Annotated in this window: 30 protein-coding genes; 29 read left to right on the top strand and 1 reads right to left on the bottom strand. The window is 36.0% G+C overall.

From position 1 onward, the window contains the following. The first annotated feature begins 169 nt into the window (after positions 1–169). Positions 170–1504 (top strand): NCS2 family permease, encoded by a 1335-nt coding sequence (locus MHH94_RS03410; RefSeq protein ID WP_084755802.1) that lies wholly within the window; start codon positions 170–172, stop codon positions 1502–1504. Between the two features lie 54 nt (positions 1505–1558). Here the strand turns inward: MHH94_RS03410 and MHH94_RS03415 are convergent, their stop codons facing one another. Further along, a complete protein-coding gene (locus tag MHH94_RS03415; RefSeq protein ID WP_048541070.1) occupies positions 1559–1927 on the bottom strand; it encodes a hypothetical protein in 369 nt (122 codons plus the stop codon). Positions 1928–2243: 316 nt separating this feature from the next. Between MHH94_RS03415 and rpsJ the strand changes: the two genes are divergently transcribed. From rpsJ to MHH94_RS03555, 28 genes are all read left to right on the top strand, one after another. After that, positions 2244–2552 carry a 30S ribosomal protein S10 gene (gene rpsJ, locus MHH94_RS03420; RefSeq protein ID WP_016998799.1) on the top strand — a complete coding sequence of 103 codons (309 nt, stop codon included), beginning with the start codon at positions 2244–2246 and terminating at the stop codon, positions 2550–2552. Positions 2553–2583: 31 nt separating this feature from the next. Further along, positions 2584–3246 carry a 50S ribosomal protein L3 gene (gene rplC / locus MHH94_RS03425; RefSeq protein ID WP_025906796.1) on the top strand — a complete coding sequence of 221 codons (663 nt, stop codon included), beginning with the start codon at positions 2584–2586 and terminating at the stop codon, positions 3244–3246. Between the two features lie 29 nt (positions 3247–3275). After that, the gene (gene rplD, locus MHH94_RS03430) at positions 3276–3899 is read left to right on the top strand and encodes a 50S ribosomal protein L4 (protein WP_025906795.1); all 624 of its coding nucleotides are present in this window, start codon (positions 3276–3278) and stop codon (positions 3897–3899) included. Then, the gene (rplW, locus tag MHH94_RS03435) at positions 3899–4177 is read left to right on the top strand and encodes a 50S ribosomal protein L23 (protein ID WP_025906794.1); all 279 of its coding nucleotides are present in this window, start codon (positions 3899–3901) and stop codon (positions 4175–4177) included. The genes rplD and rplW overlap by 1 nt, the downstream gene beginning before the upstream one ends. Positions 4178–4208: 31 nt before the next feature. Next, entirely contained in the window at positions 4209–5042 is an 834-nt protein-coding gene (gene rplB, locus MHH94_RS03440; RefSeq protein WP_025906793.1) for a 50S ribosomal protein L2, read from the top strand. Positions 5043–5106: 64 nt separating this feature from the next. Further along, positions 5107–5385, top strand: a complete 279-nt coding sequence (gene rpsS / locus MHH94_RS03445; protein ID WP_025906792.1) for a 30S ribosomal protein S19 — start codon at positions 5107–5109, stop codon at positions 5383–5385. A gap of 25 nt (positions 5386–5410) precedes the next feature. After that, positions 5411–5767 (top strand): 50S ribosomal protein L22, encoded by a 357-nt coding sequence (gene rplV / locus MHH94_RS03450; protein WP_025906791.1) that lies wholly within the window; start codon positions 5411–5413, stop codon positions 5765–5767. Positions 5768–5795: 28 nt separating this feature from the next. Then, a complete protein-coding gene (gene rpsC, locus MHH94_RS03455) occupies positions 5796–6449 on the top strand; it encodes a 30S ribosomal protein S3 (protein ID WP_025906790.1) in 654 nt (217 codons plus the stop codon). 2 nt (positions 6450–6451) lie between these two features. Beyond that, on the top strand, positions 6452–6886 hold the full coding sequence (gene rplP / locus MHH94_RS03460) for a 50S ribosomal protein L16 (RefSeq protein WP_016998807.1): 435 nt from the start codon (positions 6452–6454) through the stop codon (positions 6884–6886). Continuing rightward, positions 6876–7091 (top strand): 50S ribosomal protein L29, encoded by a 216-nt coding sequence (gene rpmC / locus MHH94_RS03465; protein ID WP_016998808.1) that lies wholly within the window; start codon positions 6876–6878, stop codon positions 7089–7091. The genes rplP and rpmC overlap by 11 nt, the downstream gene beginning before the upstream one ends. Before the next feature lie 23 nt (positions 7092–7114). Next, positions 7115–7378, top strand: a complete 264-nt coding sequence (gene rpsQ, locus MHH94_RS03470) for a 30S ribosomal protein S17 (protein WP_016911101.1) — start codon at positions 7115–7117, stop codon at positions 7376–7378. A gap of 33 nt (positions 7379–7411) precedes the next feature. After that, positions 7412–7780 (top strand): 50S ribosomal protein L14, encoded by a 369-nt coding sequence (rplN, locus tag MHH94_RS03475; protein ID WP_016911102.1) that lies wholly within the window; start codon positions 7412–7414, stop codon positions 7778–7780. 43 nt (positions 7781–7823) lie between these two features. Continuing rightward, the gene (rplX, locus tag MHH94_RS03480) at positions 7824–8144 is read left to right on the top strand and encodes a 50S ribosomal protein L24 (RefSeq protein WP_048541067.1); all 321 of its coding nucleotides are present in this window, start codon (positions 7824–7826) and stop codon (positions 8142–8144) included. Positions 8145–8169: 25 nt separating this feature from the next. Beyond that, positions 8170–8709: a 50S ribosomal protein L5 gene (gene rplE / locus MHH94_RS03485; protein ID WP_025906788.1), complete on the top strand. Its 540-nt coding sequence runs from the start codon at positions 8170–8172 to the stop codon at positions 8707–8709. A gap of 27 nt (positions 8710–8736) precedes the next feature. Beyond that, the gene (locus tag MHH94_RS03490; protein ID WP_016998812.1) at positions 8737–8922 is read left to right on the top strand and encodes a type Z 30S ribosomal protein S14; all 186 of its coding nucleotides are present in this window, start codon (positions 8737–8739) and stop codon (positions 8920–8922) included. Between the two features lie 29 nt (positions 8923–8951). Continuing rightward, complete coding sequence (rpsH, locus tag MHH94_RS03495; protein WP_025906787.1) at positions 8952–9350, top strand: 30S ribosomal protein S8; 399 nt, start codon at positions 8952–8954, stop codon at positions 9348–9350. 29 nt (positions 9351–9379) lie between these two features. Next, entirely contained in the window at positions 9380–9916 is a 537-nt protein-coding gene (rplF, locus tag MHH94_RS03500) for a 50S ribosomal protein L6 (RefSeq protein ID WP_025906786.1), read from the top strand. A 27-nt stretch (positions 9917–9943) separates the two neighbouring features. Then, on the top strand, positions 9944–10306 hold the full coding sequence (rplR, locus tag MHH94_RS03505; RefSeq protein ID WP_037589017.1) for a 50S ribosomal protein L18: 363 nt from the start codon (positions 9944–9946) through the stop codon (positions 10304–10306). Positions 10307–10324: 18 nt separating this feature from the next. Next, positions 10325–10825: a 30S ribosomal protein S5 gene (rpsE, locus tag MHH94_RS03510; RefSeq protein WP_025906784.1), complete on the top strand. Its 501-nt coding sequence runs from the start codon at positions 10325–10327 to the stop codon at positions 10823–10825. A 16-nt stretch (positions 10826–10841) separates the two neighbouring features. Continuing rightward, on the top strand, positions 10842–11021 hold the full coding sequence (gene rpmD / locus MHH94_RS03515; RefSeq protein ID WP_025906783.1) for a 50S ribosomal protein L30: 180 nt from the start codon (positions 10842–10844) through the stop codon (positions 11019–11021). 30 nt (positions 11022–11051) lie between these two features. Continuing rightward, complete coding sequence (gene rplO / locus MHH94_RS03520; RefSeq protein ID WP_025906782.1) at positions 11052–11492, top strand: 50S ribosomal protein L15; 441 nt, start codon at positions 11052–11054, stop codon at positions 11490–11492. Continuing rightward, positions 11492–12793 (top strand): preprotein translocase subunit SecY, encoded by a 1302-nt coding sequence (gene secY, locus MHH94_RS03525; protein ID WP_048541066.1) that lies wholly within the window; start codon positions 11492–11494, stop codon positions 12791–12793. Before rplO ends, secY begins: the two co-directional genes overlap by 1 nt. Before the next feature lie 18 nt (positions 12794–12811). After that, a complete protein-coding gene (locus MHH94_RS03530) occupies positions 12812–13459 on the top strand; it encodes an adenylate kinase (RefSeq protein ID WP_048541064.1) in 648 nt (215 codons plus the stop codon). A 307-nt stretch (positions 13460–13766) separates the two neighbouring features. Further along, complete coding sequence (gene infA / locus MHH94_RS03535; RefSeq protein WP_001118443.1) at positions 13767–13985, top strand: translation initiation factor IF-1; 219 nt, start codon at positions 13767–13769, stop codon at positions 13983–13985. A 32-nt stretch (positions 13986–14017) separates the two neighbouring features. Continuing rightward, complete coding sequence (gene rpmJ, locus MHH94_RS03540) at positions 14018–14131, top strand: 50S ribosomal protein L36 (protein ID WP_003156543.1); 114 nt, start codon at positions 14018–14020, stop codon at positions 14129–14131. Between the two features lie 20 nt (positions 14132–14151). After that, positions 14152–14517 carry a 30S ribosomal protein S13 gene (rpsM, locus tag MHH94_RS03545; protein ID WP_048541062.1) on the top strand — a complete coding sequence of 122 codons (366 nt, stop codon included), beginning with the start codon at positions 14152–14154 and terminating at the stop codon, positions 14515–14517. Positions 14518–14539: 22 nt separating this feature from the next. Beyond that, positions 14540–14929 (top strand): 30S ribosomal protein S11, encoded by a 390-nt coding sequence (gene rpsK, locus MHH94_RS03550; RefSeq protein ID WP_025906484.1) that lies wholly within the window; start codon positions 14540–14542, stop codon positions 14927–14929. A gap of 82 nt (positions 14930–15011) precedes the next feature. After that, positions 15012–15956, top strand: coding sequence for a DNA-directed RNA polymerase subunit alpha (locus tag MHH94_RS03555; protein ID WP_025906483.1), 945 nt, complete (start codon positions 15012–15014; stop codon positions 15954–15956). The last annotated feature ends 3 nt before the right edge of the window (positions 15957–15959 follow it).

Here is a 15959-nt window from a genome sequence, read left to right on the forward strand (position 1 = left end):
TTTAATTGAGTTGGCTAGAGGCGTACTGTCACGGATTATAAAGCGTAAAAAGCGAACTATAACACGAACATAAATAAATTAAAATATATAAATGTTCGTAAAAAGTATTGATTTTTGATGTTCCCAGTAATACAATGTACAGTGTTGAAATTAATAAAGGAGTCTTATGATGAAACGTTACTTTAAGTTTGATGAATTGGGAACAAATTATAAAAGAGAAATTCTTGGTGGTTTAACGACATTCTTATCTATGGCATACATATTAGCGGTTAACCCATCAATGTTAAGTTTGGCAAGTGTTGAAAATGTACCTGATTCAATGAGAATGGACCAAGGTTCTGTGTTTGTTGCTACAGCTTTAGCAGCACTAGTTGGTTGTTTATTTATGGGTATCATTGCGAAATACCCGATAGCTTTAGCACCAGGTATGGGATTAAATGCGTTTTTCGCGTTTACAGTTGTGCTAACAATGGGTATTCCATGGCAAACTGGTTTAACAGGCGTGTTATTCTCAGGTGTTATATTTGCAATATTAACGATGAGTGGTTTACGAGAGGTTATTATCAATGCAATACCATTTGAATTAAAGATGGCTGTGTCTGCCGGTATAGGGTTGTTTATTACCTTTGTAGGTTTACAAGGAGCAGGTATTGTTAAAAAAGAAGATTCAACTTTAGTTACACTTGGAACTATGCATAACCCAGAAGTACTATTAGCAGTATTCGGTATTATCATTACAATTATATTAATGGCTAAAAAATTACCAGGAGCAATTTTCATCGGAATGGTCTTAACAGCTATTGCGGGATTAATTACAGGTTTAATTGCAATGCCAGATAGTATAGTAGGGAAAGTACCAAGTGTGTCACCAACATTTGGTGCAGCATTCGAAGCGTTTGGTGATGTATCTACTATATTTAATGTACAATTCTTAATTGTCGTTCTAACTTTCTTATTTATAGATTTCTTTGATACTGCAGGAACGTTAGTTGCGGTTGCAAACCAAGCTGGATTAATGAAAGATAATAAATTACCTAGAGCAGGTAAAGCATTATTCTCTGATTCATTAGCAACGATTGTAGGTGCAATATTTGGTACTTCAACTACAACAAGTTATATAGAATCTAGTGCAGGTGTTGCAGTTGGTGCACGTACAGGGTTCGCAAGCGTTGTAACAGGTATTTGTTTCTTAGCAGCATTATTATTCTCTCCATTAATGGCAGTTGTTACAAGTGCGGTTACAGCACCAGCGCTTGTTATAGTAGGAGTGTTGATGGTTAGTAACTTAGGTAAAATTGATTGGCAAAAATTTGAGATAGCAGTACCAGCTTTCTTAACAATGATTATGATGCCTTTAACATATTCAATTGCAACAGGTATCGCGTGTGGATTTATATTCTACCCAATTACAATGATCGTAGCAAAAAGACATAAAGAAATTCACCCAATTATGTACGGTTTATTCTTCGTCTTTGTCGCTTACTTTGTATTTGTACATGCATAATAAAAAAGCCACGAGATTTCATTTAATGAAGTCTCGTGGCTTTTTATTTATATATTAACTTTTATAAGTAGTCTTGTAATATTTAGATGGGATATATACTGGCGCAATTATAATCGTAAATAAGAAGATGATCATTAATACGACCATTACGATATGTAATAACCAGCCAATAATAGGAATGATTGCAACAAAGCTAGCGATTAGTCCGATTAATGGAATGATAAATATTACTTTAACAGAATTCTGGTTATCTATTAATAGGATGAGAGTCGTAATAAAGTATAACGTTCCATTAAGTACCAAAGCATTATAACCAGTTGAAAGAACGATTCCTCCACCTAGAAAAGGTATGGCTAATAATAACTCAGATACAACTAATATAATAGAAAGAACTAGCAAAACTGATTTAATTCCTCTTTTCATGATTTCACCACCTAGTTAAAATTGCTTGTTATATTATAACATTTAGATTACAAATTATCTATTTAAATTTTACCTATTGAAAAAGAACGCATAATCCGTTATAATACTTGGGTATGTGTTAGATGAAATTAGAAAAAATATATGGTTATCTATTGATTAATAGAAATAAATCATGTATCATATCTAATGTTGGACTTTAAGAAGCGATGAAGCGAGAGGTTACTGACACACCCGGCCGCTTTGCCATGGCGGTGTGTAAGAGAGTTTTCGTGGAGAAGTCTATCACTATAAAGTAGACGAACAAGGAGGGAAAATTATGGCAAAACAAAAAATTCGTATCCGTTTAAAAGCGTATGATCACCGCATGATCGATCAATCAGCAGAGAAAATTGTTGAAACAGCTAAACGTTCAGGAGCTCAAGTGTCTGGTCCGATTCCATTACCAACTGAGAAATCAGTTTATACTGTAATCCGTGCCGTTCATAAGTACAAAGACTCACGTGAACAATTCGAACAACGTACGCATAAACGTTTAATCGACATTCTTAACCCTACACCAAAAACAGTTGATGCTCTTATGGGCTTAAACTTACCATCAGGTGTAGACATCGAAATCAAATTATAATTCATTAAAATAACAGGAGGTGCGACTTTCGATGACCAAAGGAATCTTAGGAAGAAAAATTGGAATGACTCAAGTATTCGCAGAAAACGGTGAATTAATACCAGTTACTGTAGTAGAAGCTAGTCAAAACGTAGTATTACAAACTAAAACTGAAGAAGTAGACGGCTACAACGCTGTTCAAATCGGTTTTGAAGACAAACAAGCATATAAAAAAGATCGTAAATCTAACAAATATGCTACTAAAGCTGCTGAAGGCCATGCTAAAAAAGCAGGTACAGCACCTAAGCGCTTCACTCGTGAATTCAGAAACATTGATGTTTCAGCATACGAGGTAGGTCAAGAAGTCACTGTAGATACTTTCCAAGCAGGAGACATTATTGATGCAACAGGCGTTTCAAAAGGTAAAGGTTTCCAAGGCTCAATTAAACGTCACGGATTCTCTCGTGGACCAATGAGTCACGGTTCTCGTTACCACAGAGGCTCTGGTTCAATGGGTATGGCTTCAGATGCTTCTAAAGTATTTAAAGGTAAAGAATTACCAGGCCGTATGGGCGGAAACACAGTTACTATGCAAAACTTAGAAGTAGTTAAAGTTGATGCAGAAAATAACGTAATTTTAGTTAAAGGTAACGTGCCAGGTCCTAAAAAAGGTTTAGTAAAACTTACAACTTCAATTAAAAAAGGTAATAAATAATTATTTAGGTGAAAGGAGGAAACAACATTATGGCTAATATTGATGTATTAAAAGTAGATGGATCAAAATCAGGTTCTATCGAATTAAATGATAGTGTATTTGGTATCGAACCAAACCAACACGTATTATTCGAAGCAGTCAACTTACAACGTGCTTCATTACGCCAAGGTACTCACGCAGTTAAAAATCGTTCAGCAGTTCGTGGTGGTGGACGTAAACCTTGGAAACAAAAAGGTACAGGTCGTGCTCGTCAAGGTACAATCCGTGCGCCGCAATGGCGTGGTGGTGGTATCGTATTCGGTCCTACACCAAGAAGTTATTCTTACAAAATGCCTAAGAAAATGCGTCGTTTAGCATTACGTTCTGCATTATCTTCAAAAGTAAGTGGTAACGAATTAACAGTTTTAGAAGCATTCAACTTTGATGCACCTAAAACAAAAGAATTCAAAAATGTAATGAGCAACTTAGAACTTTCTAAGAAAGTTTTATTCATCGTTGATACTGTAGACAGCAACGTTGAATTATCAGCTCGTAACATTCCAGGTGTTAAAGTTATCGACGCTCAAAGCTTAAACGTATTAGATATCTTAGATTCTAGTAAAGTCGTAATAACTAAAGCAGCAGTGGATAAAGTAGAGGAGGTGCTCGCATAATGGAAGCAAGAGATGTTATTAAGCGCCCCGTAATCACAGAAAAATCTTCATCAGATATGGCTTTAGATAAATACACATTTGATGTAGATACACGTGCAAACAAAACACAAGTAAAAATCGCAATCGAAGAAATTTTCGACGTGAAAGTTGATACAGTAAATATCATGAACGTTAAAGCAAAAGCTAAACGTGTTGGTCGTTACAATGGTTTCACTAACAAACGTCGTAAAGCAATCGTAACTCTAAAAGAAGGTTCTTCAATAGACCTATTTAACTAAAAACAATTACCATTAAGGAGGTAAAACGACAATGGCTCTTAAAAAGTATAAGCCAATTACAAATGGTCGTCGTAATATGACATCTTCAGACTTCGCTGAAATTACATCAACGACTCCTGAAAAGTCTTTATTACAACCGCTTCCGAGAAAAGCGGGACGTAACAACCAAGGTAAATTGACAGTTCGTCACAGAGGTGGCGGTCATAAACGTCAATACCGTGTAATTGATTTCAAACGTAACAAAGATGGAATTCCTGCTAAAGTAGCAACTATCGAGTATGATCCAAACCGTTCAGCTAATATCGCATTATTAGTATACGCAGATGGTGAAAAAAGATATATCATTGCTCCTAAAGGATTAAAAGTAGGACAAGAAGTATTCAATGGTCCAGATGCAGATATCAAAGTAGGTAATGCATTAGCATTAACTGATATCCCAGTTGGTACTACAATTCACAACATCGAATTAAAACCAGGTAAAGGTGGACAATTAGTCCGTTCAGCTGGTACAAGTGCTCAAGTACTTGGTAAAGAAGGTAAATACGTACTAGTTCGTCTTAAATCAGGTGAAGTTCGTATGATCTTATCTACTTGTCGTGCAACAATCGGTCAAGTTGGTAATGAACAACACGAATTAATCACAATTGGTAAAGCTGGTCGTTCTAGATGGATGGGTAAACGTCCTACAGTTCGTGGTTCTGTAATGAACCCTAACGATCACCCACATGGTGGTGGTGAAGGTCGTACACCAATCGGTCTTAAATCACCAATGTCTCCATGGGGCAAACCAACACTTGGTAAGAAAACTCGTAAACAAAACCAACGTTCATCTAAATTTATCGTTCGTGGTCGTAAGAAAAAATAATAATACCTTATTTACGTGTGCGGCTTAGATGCCGCGCGCATTAAATAAGAAGGGAGGCGCCATAATGGCTCGTAGTCTTAAAAAAGGACCTTTCGTTGATGATCATTTAATGAAAAAAGTTGAAGCTCAAAACGAAGGTGAAAAAAAATCAGTTATTAAAACATGGTCTCGTCGTTCAACAGTATTTCCTAACTTCATCGGACATACAATAGCAGTATATGATGGTCGTAAACATGTGCCAGTTTTCATTACTGAAGATATGGTTGGACATAAATTAGGAGAGTTTGCACCTACACGTACTTATAAAGGTCATGCTGCAGACGACAAAAAGACTAAACGCTAATTTCTAAAAAGAGGAGGAAGTCACAATGGAAGCAAAAGCGGTTGCTAGAACAATAAGAATCGCACCTCGTAAAGTGAGATTAGTTTTAGATCTTATTAGAGGTAAAGAAGTGGCAGAAGCAATTGCCATCTTAAAATTAACAAACAAAGCAACATCACCTGTTGTTGAAAAATTATTAATGTCAGCATTAGCAAATGCAGAACATAACTATGATTTAAATCCTGACACATTAGTAGTAAAAGAAGCTTACGCTAATGAAGGACCTACATTGAAACGTTTCCGTCCACGTGCACAAGGTCGTGCAAGTGCGATTAACAAACGTACTAGCCATATTACAATCGTAGTTGGCGAAAAAGAAGCTAAAGAAGTTAAAGAAGCATAATTAACTAAATCATTAAGGAGGGAATATAGTGGGTCAAAAAATTAATCCAATCGGACTTCGTGTCGGTGTAATTCGTGACTGGGAAGCAAAGTGGTATGCAGGTAAAGACTTCGCAACACTTTTACATGAAGACTTAAAAGTTCGTAAATATATCGCAGAAGCATTAAAAGAAGCTTCAGTTTCAAGTGTTGAAATTGAACGTGCAGCAAACCGTATCAATATCGCTATCCACACTGGTAAACCAGGTATGGTTATTGGTAAAGGCGGTTCAGAAATTGAAAAATTACGTAACAAATTAAACGCATTGACTAACAAAAAAGTACACATCAACGTTATCGAAATCAAAAAAGTTGATTTAGATGCAACATTGGTAGCAAATAATATTGCTCGTCAATTAGAAAACCGTGTATCTTTCCGTCGTGCTCAAAAACAAGCTATCCAACGCGCAATGAAATTGGGAGCTAAAGGTATCAAAACTCAAGTATCTGGTCGTTTAGGTGGCGCAGATATCGCTCGTGCAGAACAATATTCAGAAGGAACTGTTCCACTTCATACATTACGTGCAGACATTGATTTCGCACATGAAGAAGCCGACACTACTTACGGTAAATTAGGTGTTAAAGTATGGATCTACCGTGGAGAAGTTCTTCCTACAAAGAAGTCTAGTGAAGGAGGAAAATAATAATGTTATTACCAAAGCGTGTTAAATTCCGTCGTCAACATCGTCCAAAAACAACTGGTCGTTCAAAAGGCGGAAATGAAGTAACATTTGGTGAGTACGGTTTACAAGCTCAAACAGCAGCTTGGATTACTTCTCGTCAAATCGAATCAGCTCGTATCGCAATGACACGTTACATGAAACGTGGCGGAAAAGTATGGATCAAAATATTCCCACATACACCTTATACTAAAAAACCTTTAGAAGTACGTATGGGTTCAGGTAAAGGTGCAGTTGAAGGATGGGTAGCAGTAGTTAAACCAGGACGTATCTTGTTCGAAGTTGCAGGTGTTCAAGAAGAAGTTGCACGTGAAGCATTACGTCTTGCAGCACACAAACTTCCAGTTAAATCTAAGTTTGTAAAACGTGAAGAATTGGGTGGTGACACAAATGAAAGCTAAGGATATCAGAAATTTAACCACTACTGAAATTGAAAAAGAAATCAAAGAAGCTAAAGAGCAATTATTCAACTTACGCTTTCAGTTAGCAACTGGTCAACTTGAAGAGACTGCTAACATTCGAAAAGTTAAAAAGACGATTGCACGTCTAAAAACAATCGTTCGCGAAAGAGAAATCGAAGAAGAGAAAGCAGCAGATAATAAATAATCAAGTAGAGGAGGTTCATTACTGTGAGTGAAAGAAATGACCGCAAAGTTTACGTTGGTAAAGTAGTTTCAGATAAAATGGATAAAACTATTACAGTAGTTGTTGAAACATACAAAACTCATAAATTATATGGTAAACGCGTAAAATATTCAAAAAAATATAAAACGCATGATGAAAACAATTCAGCAAAAATGGGCGATATCGTTAAGATTGCAGAAACACGTCCTTTATCATCAACTAAGCGTTTTCGTCTAGTTGAAATCGTTGAAGAATCAGTAATTATTTAATAGAAGTATAAAGATAAGGGAGGTCAAACAAAGATGATCCAACAAGAAACACGTTTAAAAGTAGCAGACAACTCTGGTGCTCGTGAAGTATTAACAATCAAAGTTTTAGGCGGATCTGGTCGTAAGACAGCTAACATTGGTGATGTAATCGTCGTTACTGTTAAAAATGCTACACCAGGTGGCGTTGTTAAAAAAGGTGAAGTTGTTAAAGCTGTTGTTGTACGTACTAAATCAGGTGTACGTCGTGAAGATGGCTCTTACATCAAATTTGACGAAAATGCATGTGTAATCATCCGTGATGACAAAGGTCCACGTGGTACACGTATATTCGGTCCTGTAGCGCGTGAATTACGTGAAGGTAACTTCATGAAAATCGTTTCTCTAGCGCCAGAGGTACTTTAATCTATAATGATAAAAAACAAAATTCCTAAGGAGGTGCCTACACATGCACGTACGTAAAGGTGACAACGTAATCGTTATCTCAGGTAAAGATAAAGGTAAAACTGGTAAAGTTTTAGAAGCATTACCTAAGAAAGAACGCGTAGTTGTAGAAGGTGTTAACATCATTAAAAAACACCAAAAACCAACTCAGTTCAATCCAGAAGGTGGTATCTTAGAAACAGAAGGTACTATCCACGTATCAAACGTTCAATTACTTGATCCTAAGACAAACGAACCAACTCGTGTTGGATTCAAAGTAGTAGATGGTAAAAAAGTTCGTATCGCTAAAAAATCTGGCGAAGAAATCAAATCATCAAATGAATAATTATTAAGTGAAAGGAGGATCCACTTTGACACGTTTAAAAGAAAAGTTTAATAATGAAATTTCTGCTGAGTTAGTTAAGAAATTTAACTATAGTTCAGTTATGGAAGTACCAAAAATCGAAAAAATAGTTGTAAACATGGGTATCGGTGATGCAGTTCAAAACTCTAAAGTTTTAGACTCTGCAGTTGAAGAACTTCAAGCAATCACTGGTCAAAAACCATTAGTAACTAAAGCTAAAAAATCTATTGCGACTTTCCGTCTTCGTGAAGGTATGCCAATCGGTGCAAAAGTTACATTACGTGGAGAAAGAATGTATGAATTCTTTGATAAATTAATCTCAGTTTCATTACCACGTGTACGTGACTTCCGTGGTATCTCTAAAAAAGCATTCGACGGTCGTGGAAATTACACTTTAGGTGTTAAGGAACAATTAATTTTCCCTGAAATCGACTATGATAAAGTAAGTAAAGTACGAGGAATGGATATCGTTATCGTTACAACTGCTAACACTGACGAGGAAGCTCGTGAATTGTTAACACAATTCGGTATGCCATTTCAAAAGTAATCTCTAATTATAAAGGAGGCTAATTAAGTGGCTAAAAAATCAATGATCGCTAAACAACAACGTAAACAAAAATTCGGAGTTCGTGAATACACTCGTTGTGAACGTTGTGGACGTCCACACTCAGTATATCGTAAATTCAAACTTTGCCGTATTTGTTTCCGTGAACTAGCATACAAAGGCCAAATCCCTGGCGTACGTAAAGCTAGCTGGTAAACTCAAAAGAATGAAAGGAGGAAACACAAATGACAATGTCAGATCCAATTGCAGATATGTTAACTCGCGTGCGTAACGCAAACATGGTACGTCACGAAAAATTAGAGTTACCTGCATCAAACATTAAAAAAGAAATCGCTGAAATCCTTAAAAAAGAAGGATTCGTAAAAAGCGTAGAATATATCGAAGATGATAAGCAAGGTGTTATCCGTATGTTCCTTAAATATGGTCAAAACAACGAGCGCGTTATCACAGGATTAAAACGTATTTCTAAACCAGGTTTACGTGTTTATGCTAAAGCTGATGAACTTCCAAAAGTTCTTAACGGTTTAGGTATTGCACTTGTTTCTACATCTGAAGGTGTTTTAACTGATAAAGATGCTAGACAACGTGGAATCGGTGGAGAAGTATTAGCTTATATCTGGTAATTATAAAATTATAAGGAGGTGCCCACATAATGAGCCGTGTTGGTAAGAAAATTATTGAGATCCCTTCAGACGTTACTGTTACTATCGAAGGTAACACAGTAACAGTTAAAGGATCTAAAGGTGAATTAACTAGTACTTTTAATGAAGAAATGACATATAAACAAGAGGACAACAGCTTAGAAGTTGTACGTCCATCTGACTCTAAAGAACATAAAACAATCCATGGTACAACTCGTGCTTTAATCGCTAACATGATTGAAGGTGTATCTAAAGGTTTCGAGAAAAACTTAGAACTTATTGGTGTTGGTTACCGTGCCCAAATGCAAGGTAAAAATATCATCTTAAACGTTGGTTATTCTCACCCTGTAGAAATCGTTGCTGAAGATGGAATCACATTATCAGTAGAGAAAAACACTAAAGTTAAAGTAGAAGGTATTTCAAAAGAACGTGTTGGTGCAATTGCATCTTATATCCGTTCAATCCGTCCACCAGAACCTTACAAAGGTAAAGGTATTCGTTACGAAGGCGAATATGTTCGTCGTAAAGAAGGTAAAACTGGTAAGTAATCATTAAGATAAGAAAGGAGCACTAACATGATCGCTAAAATCGACAAAAATAAAGTTCGTTTGAAAAGACATGCCCGCGTACGTGCTAAATTAGCTGGAACTAGCGAAAAGCCACGTTTAAACGTATATCGTTCAAACAAACATATTTATGCTCAAGTAATTGATGACTTAAACGGTGTAACAATCGCTCAAGCATCAACTGTAGATAAAGAATTTAACCTAGAGCAATCAGGTAATGTAGAAGCAGCTGCTAAAGTAGGCGAAATCGTTGCAAAACGTGCCGCTGAAAAAGGCGTTGACGCTGTAGTATTTGATCGTGGAGGATATTTATACCACGGACGTATCAAAGCATTAGCTGATGCAGCTCGTGAAAACGGACTTCAATTTTAATTTAAAGGAGGGACACTCATGCGTCGTAAAGAACAAGAAGTTAAAGAATTTGAAGAGCGCGTAGTTACGATTAACCGTGTAGCTAAAGTAGTTAAAGGTGGTCGTCGTTTCCGTTTTACAGCTTTAGTAGTTGTTGGAGATAAAAATGGTCGCGTAGGTTTCGGTACTGGTAAAGCTCAAGAGGTACCTGAAGCAATTAAAAAAGCAGTAGAAGATGCTAAGAAAGACTTAGTAACAGTTCCACGTGTTGAAGGAACAACTCCTCACCAAGTTATTGGACGTTTTGGTGCAGGTCGTGTTTTAATTAAACCAGCAGCACCTGGTACAGGTGTTATTGCAGGTGGACCAGTTCGTGCCGTTTTAGAACTTGCTGGTATCACTGATATCTTAAGTAAATCATTAGGTTCTAACACACCAATCAACATGGTTCGTGCTACAATCGAAGGACTTAAAGAACTTAAAAATGCCGAAGAAGTAGCTAGTCTACGCGGTAAATCAGTAGAAGAATTATTAAATTAAGGAGGGAACAAACACTATGGCTAAATTAGAAATCACCCTCACTCGTAGCGTTATTGGTCGTCCTGAAACTCAACGTAAGACAGTTCAAGCGCTAGGACTTAAAAAAACAAACTCAACTGTAGTAGTTGAAGATAATCCTGCGATTCGTGGGCAAATCGACAAAGTAAGTCACTTAGTAAAAGTTACTGAAAAATAAATTCATCTAAAGTATTAAGGAGGTGCCAAAATGAAATTACATGAGTTGAAACCAGTTAAAGGTGCTCGTAAAGAACGTAACCGTGTTGGTCGTGGTATGGCTACAGGTAACGGTAAAACAAGTGGTCGTGGTACTAAAGGTCAAAAAGCACGTTCAGGTGGCGGTGTTCGTTTAGGTTTCGAAGGTGGTCAATTACCATTATTCCGTCGTTTACCAAAACGTGGATTCACTAACATCAACCGTAAAGAATATGCAATTGTTAATCTTGATCAATTAAATCGTTTCGAAGAAGGAACTGAAGTTACACCAGCATTATTAGTAGAATCAGGTGTTGTTAAATCTGAAAAATCTGGCGTTAAAGTTTTAGGAAACGGTTCATTAGAAAAGAAATTAACAATAAAAGCTCATAAATTCTCAGCTTCAGCTATTGAAGCAATCGAAGGTAAGGGCGGAACGCATGAGGTGATCTAATGTTTGAAACGATCGTTAGTTTTTTGAAGACTAAAGATATTCGTAACAAGATATTATTCACACTAGCAATGCTCGTTATATTTAAAGTTGGAACATATATTCCAGCTCCTGGTGTTAATCCAGATGCTTTTAATCAAAATAAAGGTTCGCAAGGTATTACCGATTTGTTTAACACATTCGGTGGAGGTGCCTTGCAGAACTTCTCAATTTTAGCTATGGGTATTATGCCTTACATTACTGCTTCAATCGTAATGCAATTATTACAAATGGATGTTGTACCTAAGTTTACAGAGTGGTCTAAACAAGGTGAAGTTGGTCGTAAAAAGATTAATCAATTTACACGTTACTTCACAATTGTATTAGCCTTTGTTCAAGGCTTAGGTATGTCGTATTCATTTAATAATATGCTCGGTGGTAATTTAATTCAAAATACTTCAGTCTTAAATTATGTGTTAATAGCACTTGTTTTAACTGCAGGAACAGCTTTCTTAATGTGGTTAGGTGAACAGATAACACAATTTGGTGTTGGTAATGGTATATCTATTATTATCTTCGCTGGTATATTATCTTCTATGCCAAACTCATTAATTCAGTTTTACCAACAAAGTTTTGTTGGCGCAGATGATACTACTATGGCTTGGTTAAAAGCGATTGGTTTATTCGTAGGTATGATTTTACTTACTGTTGGTGCAGTTTATGTACTTCAAGCAATTCGTAAAATTCCTATTCAATATGCTAAACGTCAAACTCAAGGCGCAGGTGGTTCTTTATCTGCAAACGCAACATATTTACCTTTAAAAGTTAATGCAGCAGGTGTAATTCCGGTAATCTTTGCGATGGCATTCTTTATGCTTCCGAAGACTTTAACATTATTCTTCCCTGATCAAGAATGGGCGCAAACAGTTACAAATTACGCAGATCCTTCTCATAATATTGGTATGATTGTATATGTTATTTTAATTATAGCTTTCGCATACTTTTATGCATTTGTTCAGGTTAATCCTGAAAAGATGGCAGAAAACTTACAAAAACAAGGTAGTTATGTACCAGGTATTAGACCTGGAGATCAAACTAAAAAATACATCACTAAAGTGCTTTATCGTTTAACGTTTGTGGGATCAATTTTCTTAGCTTTAATTTCTATTATTCCGATTTTAGCAATTAAGTTAATGAATTTACCTCAAGCAATACAAGTTGGTGGTACTAGCTTACTAATCGTTATCGGTGTTGCAATTGAAACAATGAAAACTTTAGAAGCTCAACTCAATCAACGTGAATATAGAGGCTTTAGAAGACGATAAGCAAGTAGGAGGGTTTTTATGAACATCATTTTAATGGGTTTACCTGGTGCAGGTAAAGGTACTCAAGCGAGTGAAATTGTTAAGAAATACCCTATTCCTCATATCTCAACTGGTGATATGTTCCGTAAAGCGATCAAAGAAGAGACTGACCTTGGTAAAGAGGCTAAATCTTATATGGATCGCGGGGAACTTGTACCAGATGAAGTGACTATAGGTATCGTTAGAGAAAGACTAGCTGAAGAAGATGCGAAAAAAGGATTTTTACTAGATGGTTTTCCTCGTACAGTTGAACAAGCTGATGCATTAAATGAAATTTTAAGTGACTTAAATCGTAAAGTAGATGCTGTTATTAACATCGAAGTTGCGGAAGAAGAACTTATGAATCGTTTAACTGGCAGAAGAATTTGTGAAGTATGTGGAACAACTTATCATTTAGTATTTAATCCACCAAAAGTTGAAGGTGTTTGTGATCTTGACGGTGGTAAATTATATCAACGTGAAGACGATAACCCTGAAACAGTAGCAAATCGTTTAAGTGTTAATGTTAAACAAACTAAACCACTTTTAGATTTCTATGAAAATCAAGGTGTCCTTAAAAACATCGATGGTTCTAGACAAATTGATAATGTTACTGAAGATGTTATTCAAATTCTTGAATCATTATAGTAATGACGCTTTCACCCCGAATTCGCCTAGCTTTAGGTGATTCTTGAACGCGTGAATGCGTTCAATTTTAAGAATCAAGATAGTATTTAGGTTTTTGGAATACAATCGGAGTGATTACAAGAAGCGATAAGTATTTGAAGTGTTGTCGAATGCAAATCTTAAGTATTAAATCATCCCAATTTTATAAACCTGTGCTTATTCTATGTGATTTAATCACCTAAAGTATGTCTCTAATTTTGGACCAGGTTTTAAAACATGAAATACGTTTGTATTTCACGAGAATGAATAGAAAAAGGGGGAAATGATCATGGCTAAACAAGATGTAATCGAATTAGAAGGTACAGTATTAGATACTTTACCAAACGCTATGTTTAAAGTAGAATTAGAAAATGGACATGAAATTTTAGCACACGTTAGTGGTAAAATCCGTATGAACTATATTAGAATTCTACCTGGCGACAAAGTAACAGTTGAAATGTCTCCGTATGACCTAACACGCGGAAGAATCACTTATCGTTATAAATAATCGTCACTCCAAATACAAGGAGGTATACAAAGATGAAAGTAAGACCATCAGTAAAACCAATTTGCGAAAAATGTAAAGTTATTCGTCGTAAAGGTAAAGTAATGGTGATTTGTGAAAATCCAAAACACAAACAAAAACAAGGCTAATAAAAGAGAGGTGTAAATAAATGGCTCGTATTGCAGGTATTGACGTACCACGTGAGAAACGCGTAGTAATCTCGTTAACTTACGTATATGGTATCGGAAAAACAACAGCACAAAAAATTCTTAAAGAAGCAAACGTATCTGAAGACACACGTGTTCGCGATTTAACTGATGACGAATTAGGTCGTATCCGTGAAGTTGTAGATGGTTACAAAGTTGAAGGTGACCTTCGTCGTGAAAGAAACTTAAACATTAAACGTTTAATGGAAATCGCTTCATACCGTGGAATTCGCCACCGTCGTGGTTTACCAGTTCGTGGTCAAAACACTAAGAACAATGCGCGTACGCGTAAAGGACCAGTTAAAACAGTAGCGAACAAGAAAAAATAATAAGTAAAGGAGGCACATATAAATGGCACGTAAACAAGTTTCTCGTAAACGTAGAGTTAAAAAGAATATTGAAAGTGGTGTAGCTCACATCCGTTCAACATTCAACAATACAATCGTAACGATCACTGATGATTTCGGTAATGCATTATCATGGTCTTCAGCAGGTGCGTTAGGATTTAAAGGTTCTAAAAAATCAACACCTTTTGCAGCTCAAATGGCTTCAGAAACAGCTTCAAAAGCTGCTATGGAACACGGTTTGAAAACTGTAGAAGTAACAGTTAAAGGTCCTGGCCCAGGTCGTGAATCAGCGATCCGTGCGTTACAATCAGCTGGATTAGAAATCACAGCAATTAAAGACGTAACACCAGTTCCACATAACGGATGTCGTCCACCAAAACGTCGTCGTGTATAATTTTTGTTAGTTCTAATGTTCAAGAGTCACTGGATAGAAATTAATAAAGTTTAATCGACGTTTATAAGGAGGATATATTTAAATGATTGAAATCGAAAAACCTAGAATTGAAACAATAGAAGTTAGTGATGATTCTACATTCGGTAAGTTCGTTGTTGAACCGCTAGAACGTGGTTATGGTACAACACTAGGCAACTCCTTACGTCGTATCCTATTATCTTCATTACCAGGTGCGGCAGTTAAAAATATCGAAATTGAAGGTGTACTTCACGAATTCTCAGCAGTTGAAAATGTAGTTGAGGATGTTACTACTATCATTATGAACATCAAGAAATTAGCTATAAAAATCTACTCTGAAGAAGATAAAACACTTGAAATCGATATTAAAGATGAAGGTGAAGTTACTGCGAAAGATATCATGCATGACAGTGATGTTGAAATTTTAAATCCAGATTTAAAAATTGCAACAGTTTCTAAAGGTGGACACCTTAAGATGCGCTTAATTGCTAATAAAGGTCGCGGATATGCTTTAGCTGAACAAAATAACACAAGTGATTTGCCAATTGGTGTCATTCCAATCGACTCACTTTATTCTCCAGTAAATCGTGTGAACTATACAGTTGAAAATACACGTGTAGGGCAAAGTAGTGATTATGATAAATTAACAATCGATGTTTGGACAGATGGTTCGTTATCTCCTCAAGAAGCTGTTTCTTTAGGTGCTAAAATCATGACTGAACACTTAAACATTTTTGTTAATTTAACTGATGAAGCACAAAATGCTGAAATCATGATTGAAAAAGAAGAAGATCAAAAAGAAAAAGTACTTGAAATGTCTATCGAAGAATTAGACTTATCAGTACGTTCTTATAACTGTCTAAAACGTGCAGGAATTAATTCTGTACAAGAATTAGCAGATAAATCTGAGGCAGATATGATGAAAGTTCGAAACTTAGGTCGTAAGTCTCTTGAAGAAGTTAAATATAAATTAGAAGATCTTGGTCTTGGTTTAAGAAAAGAAGACTAATAA

Origin of the sequence: Mammaliicoccus sp. FSL K6-3158 (genome assembly GCF_038005105.1) — a bacterium.
Taxonomy (GTDB): Bacteria; Bacillota; Bacilli; order Staphylococcales; family Staphylococcaceae; genus Mammaliicoccus; species Mammaliicoccus sciuri.

Bases quoted from the DNA above. Each gene is read 5' to 3' on its own strand.
- rplV (WP_025906791.1), top strand. From the start codon at position 5,411: ATGGAAGCAAAAGCGGTTGCTAGAACAATAAGAATCGCACCTCGTAAA.
- rpmC (WP_016998808.1), top strand. From the start codon at position 6,876: ATGAAAGCTAAGGATATCAGAAATTTAACCACTACTGAAATTGAAAAA.
- rplP (WP_016998807.1), top strand. From the start codon at position 6,452: ATGTTATTACCAAAGCGTGTTAAATTCCGTCGTCAACATCGTCCAAAA.
- rplO (WP_025906782.1), top strand. From the start codon at position 11,052: ATGAAATTACATGAGTTGAAACCAGTTAAAGGTGCTCGTAAAGAACGT.
- MHH94_RS03410 (WP_084755802.1), top strand. From the start codon at position 170: ATGAAACGTTACTTTAAGTTTGATGAATTGGGAACAAATTATAAAAGA.
- secY (WP_048541066.1), top strand. From the start codon at position 11,492: ATGTTTGAAACGATCGTTAGTTTTTTGAAGACTAAAGATATTCGTAAC.
- rplF (WP_025906786.1), top strand. From the start codon at position 9,380: ATGAGCCGTGTTGGTAAGAAAATTATTGAGATCCCTTCAGACGTTACT.
- rplR (WP_037589017.1), top strand. From the start codon at position 9,944: ATGATCGCTAAAATCGACAAAAATAAAGTTCGTTTGAAAAGACATGCC.
- rpsH (WP_025906787.1), top strand. From the start codon at position 8,952: ATGACAATGTCAGATCCAATTGCAGATATGTTAACTCGCGTGCGTAAC.
- rpmJ (WP_003156543.1), top strand. From the start codon at position 14,018: ATGAAAGTAAGACCATCAGTAAAACCAATTTGCGAAAAATGTAAAGTT.
- rpsS (WP_025906792.1), top strand. From the start codon at position 5,107: ATGGCTCGTAGTCTTAAAAAAGGACCTTTCGTTGATGATCATTTAATG.
- rpsK (WP_025906484.1), top strand. From the start codon at position 14,540: ATGGCACGTAAACAAGTTTCTCGTAAACGTAGAGTTAAAAAGAATATT.
- rplD (WP_025906795.1), top strand. From the start codon at position 3,276: ATGGCTAATATTGATGTATTAAAAGTAGATGGATCAAAATCAGGTTCT.
- MHH94_RS03415 (WP_048541070.1), bottom strand. From the start codon at position 1,927: ATGAAAAGAGGAATTAAATCAGTTTTGCTAGTTCTTTCTATTATATTA.
- rplW (WP_025906794.1), top strand. From the start codon at position 3,899: ATGGAAGCAAGAGATGTTATTAAGCGCCCCGTAATCACAGAAAAATCT.
- rplX (WP_048541067.1), top strand. From the start codon at position 7,824: ATGCACGTACGTAAAGGTGACAACGTAATCGTTATCTCAGGTAAAGAT.
- rplC (WP_025906796.1), top strand. From the start codon at position 2,584: ATGACCAAAGGAATCTTAGGAAGAAAAATTGGAATGACTCAAGTATTC.
- infA (WP_001118443.1), top strand. From the start codon at position 13,767: ATGGCTAAACAAGATGTAATCGAATTAGAAGGTACAGTATTAGATACT.
- rplN (WP_016911102.1), top strand. From the start codon at position 7,412: ATGATCCAACAAGAAACACGTTTAAAAGTAGCAGACAACTCTGGTGCT.
- rplB (WP_025906793.1), top strand. From the start codon at position 4,209: ATGGCTCTTAAAAAGTATAAGCCAATTACAAATGGTCGTCGTAATATG.
- rpmD (WP_025906783.1), top strand. From the start codon at position 10,842: ATGGCTAAATTAGAAATCACCCTCACTCGTAGCGTTATTGGTCGTCCT.
- rpsE (WP_025906784.1), top strand. From the start codon at position 10,325: ATGCGTCGTAAAGAACAAGAAGTTAAAGAATTTGAAGAGCGCGTAGTT.
- MHH94_RS03530 (WP_048541064.1), top strand. From the start codon at position 12,812: ATGAACATCATTTTAATGGGTTTACCTGGTGCAGGTAAAGGTACTCAA.
- rpsJ (WP_016998799.1), top strand. From the start codon at position 2,244: ATGGCAAAACAAAAAATTCGTATCCGTTTAAAAGCGTATGATCACCGC.
- rpsM (WP_048541062.1), top strand. From the start codon at position 14,152: ATGGCTCGTATTGCAGGTATTGACGTACCACGTGAGAAACGCGTAGTA.
- MHH94_RS03555 (WP_025906483.1), top strand. From the start codon at position 15,012: ATGATTGAAATCGAAAAACCTAGAATTGAAACAATAGAAGTTAGTGAT.